This is a genomic window from Streptomyces rapamycinicus NRRL 5491, from assembly GCF_024298965.1.
Classification (GTDB): Bacteria; Actinomycetota; Actinomycetes; order Streptomycetales; family Streptomycetaceae; genus Streptomyces; species Streptomyces rapamycinicus.
Map to the genome: position 1 here is coordinate 6,649,801 of NZ_CP085193.1, position 15,184 is coordinate 6,664,984.

4 protein-coding genes are annotated in these 15,184 nt (G+C 73.2%); 2 read left to right on the forward strand and 2 right to left on the reverse strand.

The window, feature by feature from the left end; genetic code table 11:
- The first annotated feature begins 316 nt into the window (after positions 1-316).
- A complete protein-coding gene (locus LIV37_RS51810; protein ID WP_158634881.1) occupies positions 317-12,616 on the forward strand; it encodes a non-ribosomal peptide synthetase in 12,300 nt (4,099 codons plus the stop codon).
- A gap of 16 nt (positions 12,617-12,632) precedes the next feature.
- On the forward strand, positions 12,633-13,898 hold the full coding sequence (locus LIV37_RS28075; RefSeq protein WP_020870465.1) for a cytochrome P450: 1,266 nt from the start codon (positions 12,633-12,635) through the stop codon (positions 13,896-13,898).
- 95 nt (positions 13,899-13,993) lie between these two features.
- On the opposite strand, the gene LIV37_RS28080 is transcribed toward LIV37_RS28075, so the two are convergent.
- Together LIV37_RS28080 and LIV37_RS28085 are read right to left on the reverse strand one after the other, a co-directional pair.
- Positions 13,994-14,470 (reverse strand): 3-hydroxyacyl-ACP dehydratase FabZ family protein, encoded by a 477-nt coding sequence (locus tag LIV37_RS28080; RefSeq protein ID WP_020870466.1) that lies wholly within the window; start codon positions 14,468-14,470, stop codon positions 13,994-13,996.
- 281 nt (positions 14,471-14,751) lie between these two features.
- Complete coding sequence (locus tag LIV37_RS28085; protein WP_121824420.1) at positions 14,752-15,126, reverse strand: ApeI family dehydratase; 375 nt, start codon at positions 15,124-15,126, stop codon at positions 14,752-14,754.
- Positions 15,127-15,184 lie beyond the last annotated feature (58 nt).

Genomic DNA, 15,184 nt, shown 5'->3' on the forward strand with positions numbered 1-15,184 from the left:
GTTGTTCATGTGCGGTTCCGGCCAGGACGAGCCGTCCGGCTCGCGAGCGAACTGGACGGCTGGCAGTAGCCCCACTCCCCAGTTGTTGGTGTGGGGTTCCGGCCAAGGCGAGCCGTCCGGCTCGCGAGCGATCCGGACGGCTGGCGGCGGCTGGCAGTAGCCCTACTTCCGAGTTGTTTATGTGCGGCTTTCACCGGGCCGCGGCGCCATTACGGTCGGATCGGCGGGCCTCGCCGACGGGCGAGAGGGGCCCCGCCGATCTCGACTGCGCACTCGTCACACATCGCATCACGAAGACGCCCAGGGAGCCTGTGCAGTGAAGCAGACACGTATCGAGGACCTTCTGCCTTTGTCGCCGCTCCAGGAAGGGCTGCTCTTCCACGCGCAGTACTCCGAGGACGCGGACGCGCTCGACGTCTACACCGTCCAGCTGGCGGTGCGGATCCAGGGCCCGGTGGACGCCCCGGCGGTGCGCCGCGCCGCGGCCGCGCTGGTGCGGCGGCACGCGAGCCTGCGCGCGGGGTTCCGGCGCCGCAAGACCGGCGACCCGATGCAGGTGATCCTCCGGGACCTCGAACTCCCTGTGACCGAGCTGGACTTCAGCGGTGTTTCCGAGGACGAGCAGCGGGCGAAGGTCCGGGAGTTCGCCGCCGGGGACCGTGCGCACCGCTTCGACATGGAGCGGCCGCCGCTGCTGCGGGTCACCATGATCAAGGTCGCGGCCGACGCCTTCTGGCTGGTGCTCACCGCCCACCACATCCTGCTGGACGGCTGGTCCGCCCCGCTGGTGATGCAGGAGCTGTTCCAGCACTACCGTGCGGGCGGCGAGGACACCACCCTGCCGCCGGTCACCCCCTACCGCACCTATCTCGCCTGGCTGGCCCGGCAGGACAAGGACGCGGCGAAGCGGGCCTGGCGAGAGGCGATGGAAGGGGTGGACTCGGCCACGCTGGTGGTGCCCGAGGCGGGCCCCGGCGCCGAGGTGCTGCCCGAGGACCTGGTCGCCGAGGTGCCCGCGGACCTCACCGCCCGCCTCGGCGAGCTGGCCCGCTCCGCCGGGGTCACCCTGAACACGCTGGTGCAGAGCGCCTGGGGCGTGCTGCTCGGCCGGCTGACCGGCCGTGACGACGTGGTGTTCGGCGCCACCGTGTCCGGGCGCCCGGCGGACATCCCCGGCGTGGAGTCCATGGTGGGGCTGTTCATCAACACCCTGCCGGTCCGGGTGCGGGTGGACCACGCCGCCTCCTGGACCGACCTGCTGACCGCGGTCCAGCGGCAGCAGGCCACGCTGCTGGACCACCACCACCTGCCGCTGTCCGCCGTGCAGGAGTCCACGCCGGTCACCGGTGAACTCTTCGACACGCTGGTCGTCTTCGAGAACTACCCGCTGGACTCCGACGGCATCACCGAGCCCGTCGACGGGCCGCGGATCACCGACATCACCGGCCAGGACGCCACCCACTACGCGCTCACCCTGTTCCCGACCCCCGGCTCCACCCTGCGGCTGCGCCTGGGATACCGGCCCGATCTGTACCCGGCCGGGCGGGCGCGGGCCCTGCTGGACGGCTTCTGCCGGATGCTGGAGCGGATCGAGGCGGACCCGTCCCTCCCGGTGGGCCGCACCGAAGTGCTCGCGCCCGAGCTGCTGCGCACCGTCCTGGAGGGCTGGAACGAGCCCGACGCCGGGGCGCCGGAGACCTCCGTACCCGAGCTGTTCGAGGCCGCGGTGGCCGCCGACCCGGCGGCGGTGGCCCTGCTCTCGAACGGGGCCGAGGTCTCCTACGGCGAGCTGGACGCCCGCGCCAACCGGCTGGCCCGGCTGCTGTCCGGGCTCGGCGTCGGCCCCGAGACGCGGGTGGCGGTGGCGCTGCCGCGCGGGGCGGACCTGGTGGCCACCCTGCTCGCGGTCCTGAAGACCGGCGGCGCGTACATCCCGCTGGACCCCGAATACCCGGCCGAGCGCGTCGAGTACATCGTGACCGACGCCGCGCCCGCGGTCGTGGTGACGGACTCCTCGGTGCCCTCGGTGCCCGCGACCGGTGGCGCGACGCGGGTGCTGCTGGACGACCCGGCGGTCCGCGACCGGGTGGCCGCCCTGTCCGGCGAGGCCCCGGAGCACGGCCCGGTGGCGGGGGACCACCCCGCCTACACCATCTACACCTCGGGTTCCACGGGCAGGCCCAAGGGCGTCGTCGTCACCCGGGACAACCTCACCAACTTCGTCCAGGACATGCGGGACCGGTTCGCCCTGCGGCCCGGGGACCGGCTGGCCGCGGTGACCACCATCGCCTTCGACATCGCGGGCCTGGAGCTGTACACCCCGCTGGTGTCCGGCGCCGCGGTGGTCCTGGCCACCCGCGACGAGGTGATCGACGTCCCCAGGCTGGCCGCGCTGCTGAAGGACACCGGCGCCTCGGTCATGCAGGCGACGCCCACCCTGTGGCAGGCGCTGGTGTCCCAGCACCCCGAGGCGCTCTCCGGACTGCGCGTACTGGCCGGCGGTGAGGCGCTGCCCGCCGGGCTCGCCACCCGGCTGTGCGAACTCGGCTCCGAGGTGACGAACCTGTACGGCCCCACCGAGACCACCGTGTGGTCGACCGCCGCCCGCCTCGCCGGGTCCGACGGCAGCGGGACGCCGGGCACCGTACCGAGCAGCCGTGCAGAGCAGCCCGCCGCCGCCCGCCTCGCCGGGCCCGACGGCAGCGGGACGCCGGGCACAACACCGAGCAGCCGTGCAGAGCAGCCCGCCGCCGCCCGCCTCGCCGGGTCCGACGGCAGCGGGACGCCGGGCACCGTACCGAGCAGCCGTGCAGAGCAGCCCGCCGCCGCCCGCCTCGCCGGGTCCGACGGCAGCGGGACGCCGGGCACCGTACCGAGCAGCCGTGCAGAGCAGCCCACGGCCGCCCGCCTCGCCGAGGTGTCCGGCCCCCCGGCCATCGGCAGGCCCATCGCGAGCACCCAGGTCTATGTCCTGGACGCCGGGCTGTCACCGGCCCCGCCCGGGGTCCTCGGCGACCTCTACATCGCCGGGCGGGGCGTGGCGCGCGGCTACGCGGGCCGTCCGGACCTGACCGCGGAGCGGTTCGTGGCCTGCCCGTTCGGCGCGCCCGGCACCCGGATGTACCGGACCGGTGACGTGGCCCGGTGGACGGACGACGGTGAGCTGGAGTTCGCCGGCCGCACCGACGACCAGGTCAAGGTGCGCGGTTTCCGCATCGAGCTGGGCGAGATCGAGACCGCGCTCGCCGAACTGCCCGAGGTCGCCCAGGCGGCGGTGGTGGCCCGCGAGGCCGGGTCGGGCGAGCAGCGGCTGGTGGCGTACGTCGTCGCGGCCCCGGGCGCGGCGGTGCCGGTGCCCGCGCTGCGCCGGGCCGTCGCCGCGCGGCTGCCGGAGTACATGGTGCCCTCGGCGTTCATGGTGCTCGACGAGATGCCGCTGACGCCCAACGGCAAGACCGACCGCAAGGCGCTCCCCTCGCCGGACCTCACCGCGCTGTCCACGAGCGTGGCCCCGCGCACACCGCAGGAGGAGATCCTGTGCGGCCTGTTCATGGAGGCGCTGGAGCTGGACTCGGTCGGCATTCACGACGACTTCTTCGAGCTGGGCGGGCACTCGCTGCACGCCACCCGGATGGTCAGCCGGACCCGGACGGCGTTCTCCGTGGAACTGCCGCTGCGCGCGCTGTGGGAGGCGCCCACGGTGGCGCGGCTGGCCGAACGGCTCCGTGACGCCGACACCGCGCGGCCGCCGGTGGTCCCGGTGGAGCGCCCGGAGCGGATCCCGCTGTCCTACGCCCAGCGCAGGCTGTGGTTCCTCAACCGGTTCGAGAACGGCGCCGCGGCGCACAACATCAGCCTGGGGCTGCGGCTGAAGGGCACGCTGGACCACGAGGCGCTGCGGGCGGCCGTCCGGGACGTCACGGCCCGGCACGAGACGCTGCGCACGGTCTTCCCGGAGACCGGCGGCTCCGCGCGGCAGCTGATCCTGCCCCCGGACCAGTGCCCGGCCGAGCTGGTCGTCACCACCGTCGACGAGCGGACGCTGGACGCGGCGATCGCCGAACAGACGGCGCGCGACTTCGACCTGGCGACCGAGACCCCGCTGCGGGTGACGCTGTTCCGGGTGGCCCCGGACCACCACGTCCTGCTGATCATCCTGCACCACATCGCGGGCGACGGCTGGTCGGTCGGCCCCTTCGCCGCCGACCTCACCTCGGCCTATCTGGCGCGGACGGACGGCCGGGCCCCGGACTGGGAGCCGCTGCCGGTCCAGTACGCCGACTACACGATCTGGAACTACTCGGTCCTCGGCGCGGAGAGCGACCCCGGGAGCCTGGTCAGCGAGCAGCTCGAATTCTGGCGGCGGCGGCTCGAGGGCAGCCCCGATGTGCTGCCGCTGCCGACGGACCGCCCGCGTCCGCCGGAGGCCGACTACACGGCCGAGACGGTCGAGGGGCGGATCTCACCGGAGCTGCACCGCGCGCTGGCCCGCGTCGCCCGCACGACCGGGACCAGCCTGTTCATGGTGTTGCAGGCCGGTCTGGCCTCGTTGCTCTCCGCGCATGGCGCGGGCACCGACATCCCCATGGGCTCGCCGATCGCCGGGCGCAACGACAAGGCGCTCGAGGAGATGATCGGCTTCTTCGTCAACACACTGGTGCTGCGCACCGACACCTCCGGCGACCCCACCTTCCGCGAACTGCTGGACCGGGTCCGCGAGTACGACTTGGCCGCGTACGCCCACCAGGAGGTGCCCTTCGAGCGCCTCGTCGAGCTTCTCAACCCCGAGCGCTCGCTGGCCTGGCACCCGCTGTTCCAGATCTGGCTGAACGTACAGAACCTCGAGACCACCACCACCTCGCCGACCGGTCTGCCCGGGGTCGACGCCGTCGCGTATCCGGTGCCGGTCAACGCGACCCAGTTCGACCTGGCCTTCACCTTCAACGAGAGCACCGGTCCCGGCGGCGCCCCGGCCGGTCTTCAGGCGCTGATCGACTTCCGGCTCGACCTCTTCGACCGCGAGACGGTCGAGGCCCTGTTCGCGCGTCTGACGCGGCTTCTGGAACGGGTCGCCGAGGACCCGGACCTGCGGGTGGGCGACGTCTCCCCGCTCACCGAGGACGAGCACGCCGTGCTGGCCGCCGCGAACGACACCGCGCGCGACCTTCCCCCGGCGACCTTCCCCGCGCTGTTCGCCCGCCGGGTGGCCGAGGCCCCCGACGACCCCGCGGTGGCCTTCGAGGGCCGCGAGATGTCGTTCGCCGAACTGGACCGGAGGGCGAACCGGCTCGCGCATGTGCTGCGCGCCGAGGGCGCGGCCCCCGAGCGGTTCGTCGCCCTGGCACTGCCCCGGTCCCCCGACTGGCCGGCCGCGGTACTGGCCGTGCACAAGGCGGGCTCGGCCTATCTGCCGCTCGACCCGGCGTACCCCGCCGAGCGCCTCGCCTACATGCTCTCCGACGCCCGGCCCGGCGTGGTCGTCACCACCCGGCCGATCGCCGAGACCCTGCCCCCCATGGGCGACACCACGGTCCTCCTCCTCGACGACGAGGCCACCGAGGCCAGGATCGCGAAGGCGCCGGAGACCGCGCCGGAGGTCCGGCTGTCGGTGGACCACCCGGCCTATCTGATCTACACCTCCGGCTCCACCGGCAGGCCGAAGGGCGTGGTGGTTCCGCACACCGGCTTCGCCAGTCTGCTCACCGGCTATGCGGAGGCGCTCGGACTCGGCCCGGGCAGCCGCGTCCTGCAGTTCGCCTCGCCGAGCTTCGACGCCGCCTTCGCGGAGCTGTGCAAGGCACTCCTCTCCGGCTCCACGCTGGTGATGGCGCCGTCCGAGCGCCTGGACCCCGGCGCCCCGCTGGCCGCGCTGCTCACCGAGCAGCGCGTCACCCAGGCGACCATCCCGCCGGCCGCGCTCGGTGTGATGACCGACGGCGAGGTGCCCGCGGGTGTCACCCTGCTGGTGGCGGGGGAGGCGACCCCGCCGGAGCTGGCCGGCCGGTGGTCGGCGGGGCACCGGATGGTGAACGCGTACGGTCCGACCGAGGCGACGGTGTGCGCCACCATCAGCGCGCCGCTGTCCGGCGTGGCCGAACCGCCCCTCGGCACACCGATCCCCAACGCCCGGGTGCGGGTGCTCGACGCGGCGCTGCGGCCGACGGCCCCCGGGGTGGTCGGCGAGCTGTACCTCTCGGGTCCCGGCATCGCCCGCGGCTACCTCAACCGGCCGGGGCCGAGCGCGGAGCGCTTCGTCGCCGATCCGTCCGGCCCGCCCGGCACCCGTATGTACCGCACGGGTGACCTGGCCAAATGGACCCGCGACGGTGTGCTGATGTTCGTCGGCCGCGCCGACGAACAGGTCAAGCTGCACGGTTTCCGGATCGAGCTCGGCGAGATCCGCTCGGCGCTGCTGCGCCTGCCCCCGGTCCGGCAGGCCGAGGTGATGGTGCGCGAGGACCGCCCCGGTGAGCCACGGCTGGTGGCGTACGCGGTGGCCGAGGACGCGGCCGGGCCGCTCACCGGTGCCGACCTGCGCACCCGGATGGCCGCGGAGCTGCCCGAGTACATGGTGCCCGCCGCGGTGGTGGTGCTCGACTCGCTGCCGGTGACCCCGAACGGCAAGACCGACCGCAAGGCGCTTCCCGCACCGGAGTACAACACCACGGCCACCGGCCCGGCCGACGAACCGCGCACCCCCCACGAGGAGCTGCTGCGCGGGCTGTTCGCGGAGGTCCTCGGGCTGGAGCGGGTCGGCATCCACGACAGCTTCTTCGACACCGGCGGGGACAGCATCATGTCCATCCAGCTGGTCCGCCGGGCCCGGGACGCGGGCGTCAAGCTGACGCCCCGGGACGTGTTCGAGCACAAGACGGTGGCCGCGCTGGCCAAGGCCACGGCCGTCGAGGACGCTCCCGCGGAAGGCGCCGAGGCCGAGCCGGTGGCGGCCTCCGCGGGGGTCGGCGACGTACCGCTGACGCCGATCATCCACTGGATGCGCGAACGGGGCGGCCGCCCCGACCGGTTCAGCCAGACCAACATGATCGTGGTCCCGGCGAACGTCGGCGAGCAGCGCCTGCGGTCCGCGTTGCAGACGGTGCTCGACCACCACGACGCGCTGCGGATGCGGCTGCGCCGCACCGGTGGCGTGGTGTGGAGCCTGGAGGTGCCCGAGCGTGGCGCGGTCCGGGTGGCGGACTGCCTGCGCCGGGTCGACCTGACCGGTCTTGACGAGGAGCGGGCCCGCGCCCGGATGGCGGAGGAGACCAAGGGCGCCTGGGACCGGCTCGACCCCGAGTCGGGGCTGATGCTCCAGGCCGTCTGGTTCGACGCCGGTCCGGACGTCTCCGGCAGGCTGCTGCTCACCGTCCACCACCTGGCGGTCGACGGTGTGTCCTGGCGCATCCTGCTGCCGGACCTGACCACGGCGTGGTCCGCACAGACGGAGGGCGGCGCCTCCGGGCTCGACGCTGTCGGGGGCACTTCCGGGCTCTGCGCCGTCGGCGGCGCCTCCGGGCTCGACGCTGTCGGGGGCACTTCCGGGCTCGACGCCGTCGGCGGCGCCTCCGGGCTCGACGCTGTCGGGGGCACTTCCGGGCTCGACGCCGTCGGCGGCGCCTCCGGGCTCGGCGCTGTCGGGGGCACTTCCGGGCTCGACGCCGTCGGCGGCGCCTCCGGGCTCGACGCCGTCGGCACCTCGTTCCGGGAGTGGGCGCAGCGGCTCTCCGACGCCGCCCAGCGGCCGGAGCGGATCGAGGAGCTGAAGTTCTGGCTGGACACCCTCGCCGAGCCCGACCCGGCGCTCGCCGACCGGCCGCTCGACCCCCGGCGGGACATCACCGCGACGACGAAGCGGCTGCTGCTCACGCTGCCCGCCGAGCAGACCTCGGCCCTGCTCACCACGGTGCCCGCCGCGTTCCACGCCCGGATCAACGACGTCCTGCTGAGCGCGTTCGCGGTCGCCGTCACCCAGTGGCGCGCACAGCGGGGCCACCAAGCCGGCCATGTCCTGGTCAACCTGGAGGGCCACGGCCGCGAGGAGATCGACGAGGACGTCGACCTGTCCCGGACCGTCGGCTGGTTCACCAGCCTGTTCCCGGTGCGGCTCGACCCCGGACCGCACGACTGGGCCGAGTACCGCGCGGGCGGTCCGGCGACCGGCCGGGTGCTCAAGCGGGTCAAGGAGCAACTGCGCGCCCTGCCGGACAACGGCATCGGTTTCGGCCTGCTGCGGTACCTCAACCCGCAGACCGCTCCGGTGCTCTCGCGGCTGCCCGAACCCCAGATCAGCTTCAACTACCTGGGCCGTTTCCCCGGCGCCGTGGCGACCGAGGAGACCGCCCCGGCCGACTGGGGGCCCGCCCCGGAGGGCTTCGACCTCGACGGCGGCAGCGACCCCGGGCGCCCGATCGCGCACACCGTCGACATCACCGCGATGACCCAGGACCTGCCGGACGGCCCCCATCTGGTCGCCGATGTGTCCTGGGCGGGCGAGCTGTTGAGCGAGGACGAGGTCAACGAGCTGGGCCAGAACTGGCTGACTGCGCTCACCGCCCTGGTCAGGCACGCCGATGGGCCGGAGGCGGGCGGCTACAGCCCCTCCGACCTGACGCTGGTCCCGCTGACCCAGGACGAGATCGAGGCGGTCGAGTCCGCGGGGGCGGAGCGGCTGGAGGACGTCCTGCCGCTCACGCCGATGCAGGAGGGGCTGCTCTTCCACGCCCAGTTCGACGAGGACGAGCCCGACCTCTACACCGTGCAGCTCGGCATCGACCTCGCGGGCCCCCTGGACGCGGACCGGCTGCGCGGCGCGGCGCGCACCCTGCTGCGGCGCCACGCCAACCTGCGCGCGGGCTTCCGCCAGCAGGGGCTGAGCCGACCCGTACAGGTGGTGGCCGCCGACTTCGAACTGCCCTGGGTCGAGCTGGACTTCAGCCATCTGCCCGAGGCGGAGCGGGCCGCCCGGCTGGACGCGCTGATGGACGAGGACCGGGTGCGCCGGTTCGACCCCGAGCGGCCGCCGCTGCTGCGCTTCACCCTGATCCACATGGGCGACCGGCTGGCCCGGTTCCTGATGACCAACCACCATCTGCTGCTCGACGGCTGGTCGGGCCCACTGCTGATGCGTGAGCTGTTCACGCTGTACGAGTCGGACGGCGACGAGTCGGCGCTGCCGGAGGTCACCCCGTACCGCGACTATCTCGCGTGGCTCGGCCGGCAGGACAAGCAGGCGGCGCGCGAAGCGTGGCGCACGGTGCTCTCCGGGGTGGACGGCGCGACGCTCATCGCGCCCGACAGCGACGGACGGACCGTCGAGGTCCCCGGCGACATACTCGTGGAACTCCCCGAGCGCACCACCACCGAGCTGACCGCGCTGGCCCGGCGCCACGACGCGACCCTGAACACGGTCGTGCAGGCGGCCTGGAGCGTGGTGCTGTCCGGGCTGACCGGCCGGACCGACGTGGTGTTCGGCGCCACCGTCTCCGGCCGCCCCGCGGACCTCCCGGGTGTGGAGACCATGGTCGGCCTGTTCATCAACACCGTCCCGGTCCGCGCCGAGCTGAAGAGCACGGACACCTGGACGACGCTGCTGGAGCGGCTGCGAGGCCAGCAGACGGCGGTGATGGACCACCACTACCTGGGCCTCCAGGACGTGCTGCGCCTGGTCGAGCCGGACACGCTGTTCGACACGATCGTGGTGACCGAGAACTATCCGCTGGACGGCGACGGAATGCCCGCCGTCGAGGACGGTCTGCGCATCGTCGGCCTCTACGGCTCGGACGCCAACCACTACCCGATCAGTCTGGTGGCGATGCCGGGACGCACCCTGCGGCTGCGTCTGGGCTACCGGCCGGACGTCGTGGACCGCGCCGCCGTGGAGGCCATCGGCGGCCGGCTGGCCCGCGCGTTCGACGCCATGATCGGCGCGCCGGAGCAGCCGGTGAACCGGGTCGACCTGCTGGCCACGGACGAACGTCGCACGCTGCTGGAGGAGTTCACCGCCACCGCGCGGCCCGCGCCCGTCGCCCTGGTGCCCGAGCGCTTCCAGGCCCAGGCCGCCCGCACCCCGGACGCCCCGGCGCTGCTGGCCGCGGACGGCACCCGGCTCAGCTACGCGCGGCTCGACGCGGCCGCGGACCGGCTGGCCGCCGAGCTGATCGGGGCCGGAGTGGGTCCCGAGCGGCTGGTGGCACTGGCGCTGCCGCGCTCGGCCGACCTGGTGATCGCCGCCCTCGCGGTGCTCAAGGCGGGCGGCGGCTACCTGCCCGTGGACCCGGGCGACCCGGCCGACCGGCTGGCACACGTCCTCACCGACGCGACCCCGGTGCTGGTGCTGACCCGCTCGGACATCGCGCCCGGCCTGCCGCGGACGGCGGCGCCGGTGCGGCTGCTGGACGAGGCCGGTACGAGTGAGCCGGCCGGGTCTGTCTCCGGCGGGTCCGGTGGTTCCGCTGCCCCCGCCGCCCCCGCCGCCCCCGCCGGTTCCGGCGGCCACCGGTGGCGGGCCCAGAGCCCCGCGTATGTGATCTACACCTCGGGGTCCACCGGGCGGCCCAAGGGCGTGGTGGTGGAGCACCGTTCGTTCGCCCAGTACCTCGACTACGCCGCCGAGGCGTACCCGTCGCTGGGAGAGCGGGCCCTGCTGCACTCGCCGGTCTCCTTCGACATGGCGGTCACCTCGCTGTTCGGCCCGCTGACGACCGGCGGCTGTGTGCACGTGGCGGAGCTGGAGCAGCCCGCGGAAGGGCGGCTCCGGCCGGCGTTCTGCAAGGTCACCCCCTCCCATCTGCCGCTGCTGGCCGGTGTGGACCCGGAGTGCTCCCCGACCCGTGAGCTGGTGATCGGCGGTGAGCAGCTGCTGGGCGAGGCGCTGGCCCCCTGGCGCGCCGCCCACCCGGACGTGGCCGTGGTGAACGAGTACGGGCCGACCGAGGCCACCGTCGGCTGCGCGGTGCTGCGGCTGGAACCGGGCGAGGAGACGCCGTCGGGCGCGGTGCCGATCGGCCGGCCCACTCCGAACACCCGGCTGTACGTCCTCGACCCGGGGCTGCGGCCCGCGCCGCGCGGCGCCGTCGGCGAGCTCTACATCGGCGGCGGCCAGCTCGCCCGCGGCTATCTGAACCGGCCCGCTCTGACGGCGGCCCGGTTCGTGGCCGATCCGTTCGGCGCGCCGGGCGGCCGGCTGTACCGCACCGGCGACCTGGCGCGGTGGAACGCGGACGGGCAACTGGAGTACCTGGGCCGGGTGGACGAGCAGGTCAAGGTCCGCGGCTACCGCGTGGAGCTCGGCGAGATCGAGGCCGCGCTGGCCCGGGACCCCGAGGTGGGCCGGGCGACGGTCGTGCTGCGCGCCGACGAGGGCGCGGGCAAGCGGCTGGCCGCCTATCTGGTGCCGGCCGCGGGCGGCGGGCTGGACGCCGCCGCGGTGCGCGAGCGGCTGGCCGCGGCGGTACCGGACTACATGGTCCCGGCCGCCTTCACGGTCCTCGAGGAGCTGCCGCTGAACGCCAACGGGAAGGTCGACCGCAAGGCGCTGCCCGCACCCGACTACAACCCCCGCGGCTGGAGCGGACCGCGCACCCCGCAGGAGGAGATCCTGTGCGGGCTGTTCCGGGAGGCGCTGGGTCTTGGCGTGGTGGGGATCCATGACAGCTTCTTCGACCTGGGCGGCGACAGCATCATGTCGATGGGCCTGGTCAACCGGATCCGGTCGGCGTTCGGCGTGAAGCTCGGAATGCGGAGCGTGCTGACCGCGCCCACCGTCGCCGAACTGGCCCAGCGGCTCGGCGGCGACGCGGAGCAGGACTCGCTCGATGTGCTGCTTCCGCTGCGCGAGCACGGCAGCCGCGTCCCGCTGTTCTGCGTCCACCCCGCGGGCGGGCTGAGCTGGAGCTACTCGGCGCTGCTGCGGAGCGTGGACGCCGAGCACCCGGTCTACGGGCTGCAGTGCCGCGGACTCAACGGCCAGGGGGACGCGCTCCCCGGGACCCTGGAGGAGATGGCGGCGGACTATGTCGCCCAGATCCGCCGGGTCCGGCCCACCGGACCGTACGTCCTGCTCGGCTGGTCGCTCGGCGGCACGGTCATCCACGCCATGGCGGCGCTGCTGCAGGCCGAGGGCGAGGAGGTGGCGCTGCTGGTCAACCTGGACGAGTACCCGCTCGACCGCTCCCAGCCGCTGCCCGACCGGCTGCCGGACGAACAGGACGCGCTGCGGGTGCTGCTGGACTTCGAGGGCTACGACGTGGCAGCCCTGGGCGATGCGCCGCTGGCCCACGGCCAGGTCGTGACCATGCTGCGGGAGCGGCAGTCGGTGCTGGCCAGCCTGGACGAGGACAACGTGGCCGCCCTGGCCCGTGCCTTCGCCAACAACCGCCGGCTGTTCATGGCCTATGAACCGGCCCGCTACCGGGGCGACCTGCTGGTGCTGGTGGCCGAGGAAGACCCGTCGGTGCCCGCGGCCGACCTGGCCGGGCGCGCCGAGCAGTGGCGGCCCTTTGTCGACGGACGGATCGAGTACCGGCGGATCACGTTCCCCCACCCGTACCTGATGCGGCCCGAACCGGCCGCCGAGATCGGCCGCGTACTCAACGAGAAGCTCCGGGAACTCAAGTGACCCGATTGGTGGAGAGATGAGCGTGCAGACAGCGAAGAGCCGCGAAGAGGTACCGGAGGAGATCTCGGCGGTCAACCTGGTCGACCCCAAGTCCTACCTCGAGCACGACATGGACGCGTACTGGCGCCGGCTGCGCGCCGACCACCCGCTGCACTGGCATCCGCCGGTCGACGGCGTTCCCGGCTTCTGGGTGGTCAGCCGCTACGCCGACGTGATGGCGCTCTACCGGGACAACCAGCGGCTCACCTCGGAGAAGGGCAACGTCCTGGTGACGCTGCTGGCGGGCGGCGACTCGGCCGCCGGCCAGATGCTGGCGGTGACCGACGGCCAGCGCCACAAGGACCTGCGCAATGTGATGCTCAAGGCCTTCTCGCCGCGAGCCCTGTCCAAGGTCGCGGCGCTGGTCCGGGTCAACGCGCGCCGGATGATCGCCGAAGCGGTCCGGCGGGGGGAGGGGGACTTCGCGGCCGAGGTGGCCTCGGTGATCCCGCTGACCACCGTGGGCGGCCTGCTCGGAGTGCCGGTGAAGGACCACGCCTATCTGCTGGGCCTGACCAAGTCCTCGCTCAGCTCGGACGAGGCGGACCAGGCCCCGGAGGAGGCGTTCCTGGCGCGCAACGAGATCCTGCTGTACTTCAGCGACCTGGTCGCCGAGCGGCGCGCCGATCCGCAGGACGACGTGATCAGCACGCTCACCGCCAGTGACATCAACGGTGTGCCGCTGACCGATCAGGACATCGTCTTCAACTGCTACAGCCTCATCCTGGGCGGCGACGAGACCAGCCGGCTCACGATGATCGACTCCCTCTACACCCTCAGCCGTGAACCGGAGCAGTGGAAGCGGCTCAAGGAGGGTTCGGTGACGCTGGAGTCGGCCACCGAGGAGGCGCTGCGCTGGGCCACCCCCGCGATGAACTTCGGCCGCACCGCGCTGGTCGACGTCGAGATGGCCGGGGGGACCATCAAGGCGGGCGACGTGGTGACGCTGTGGAACACCTCGGCCAACCGCGACGAGTCGGTCTTCGACCACCCGTACGTCCTGGACCTGGGCCGTTCGCCGAACAAGCACATCACCTTCGGCTACGGTCCGCACTTCTGCCTCGGCGCCTACCTGGCGCGGGTCGAGGTGAAGGAGATGCTGGACGCGATGCGGACGTTCACGCGCGGTGTCGAGCTCACCGGTGAGCCGCGCCGGATCCACTCCAATCTGATGGCCGGGATGTCGACCCTGCCGGTCCGGTTCCTGCCGGACGAGGCGGGGCTGGCCACCGCCGACTCCTGAGCGCCGTGCCGACGACGGGCCGCCAGGTGCTCCCGAGGGAGTACCTGGCGGCCCGGTGTCAGTGGTTCGCTGTCAGTGGTTCGGCGCCCCTCGGTTCAGCGCCCGTCCCCGTCCGGCGGGAGCAGCGCGCTCGCGGGGCGGAACGCCATCACCATCTGCCCGATGGACACCATCGTGTGCCCGTCCACCAGACTCTCTCCCTCGAAGATCAGATGGTCGCCGATGGTCCTGACGATCCTCGCCCGGTGCTCCAGCAGCACCCCGGGCAGGACCGTGCGGTGCACCAGGACGTCGCTCATCCCGGCGAGCAGCATCATGCCCTCGGGCAGCTCACCGCTCAGCCGCGACAGGATCCCGGCGGCCTGGCCCCACGACTCGATCACCAGGGCCGACGGATAGCCGAGCCGTTCGGCGGGGGTGGATTCGGGGAGCCGCGCGTACCACGGCTCATTGCAGGTGACGGCCTTTGCCGCGACGATCCGCTCACCCGGGACGACTTCCAGCACCCGGTCCACCAGCAGCATGGGGCGGCGGCGCGGGAGCAGCCGGCGCACCCCGTCCAGTTCGATCACCGGTCTGCCTCCCGTACGTAGCGCAGCGGGGCGGGGAACAGCCGGGTGGAGGCTGTTGTGTGGCGTGTGGTGTTCGTGGTGGTTGGTCTGGTCACCGGTCTGCCTCCCGTACGTAGCGCAGCGGGGCGGGGAACAGCCGGGTGGAGGCTGTTGTGTGGCGTGTGGTGTTCGTGGTGGTTGGTCTGGTCACCGGTCTGCCTCCCGTACGTAGCGCAGCGGGGCGGGGAACAGCCGGGTGGAGGCTGTTGTGTGGCGTGTGGTGTTCGTGGTGGTTGGTCTGGTCACCGGTCTGCCTCCTCGACGTAGCGCAACCGGGCGGAGGCCGCCGTACCGCGCACCGTGTTCGCGGTGGCCAGCCCGGTCCATTCGTGCTCGCCCGACCGCTGCCAGGTCAGCCGGACCGTCAGTTCCTCACCGGGGAACACCGCGCTCAGGAACCGCACCCGGTCCACCGCGCGCCAGCGCAGGCCCGGGGCGGGCGGGGTGGCCTCGGCGCTCGCCCGCAGATACTCCAGAACGCACACCCCGGGCAGGACGGGGAAGTCCGGACAAGGGGCCGCGAGCAACGCTTCGAGCGACGCGGTGTGGGTGATCTCGGCGGTCATCGCCGCCGAGTCCTGTTCGCGGCGCTCGGCATTCTGCCCTATGGGGTTCATGGCTCACAGGGTGCCCATGGCGAGGGGTTCCGCCTACATCGCCTTGAATAGTTCAAAT

Excerpts from the sequence above, each read along its gene's own strand:
- LIV37_RS28085 (WP_121824420.1), bottom strand. The coding sequence starts at position 15,126 with ATGAACCCCATAGGGCAGAATGCCGAGCGCCGCGAACAGGACTCGGCG.
- LIV37_RS28075 (WP_020870465.1), top strand. The coding sequence starts at position 12,633 with ATGAGCGTGCAGACAGCGAAGAGCCGCGAAGAGGTACCGGAGGAGATC.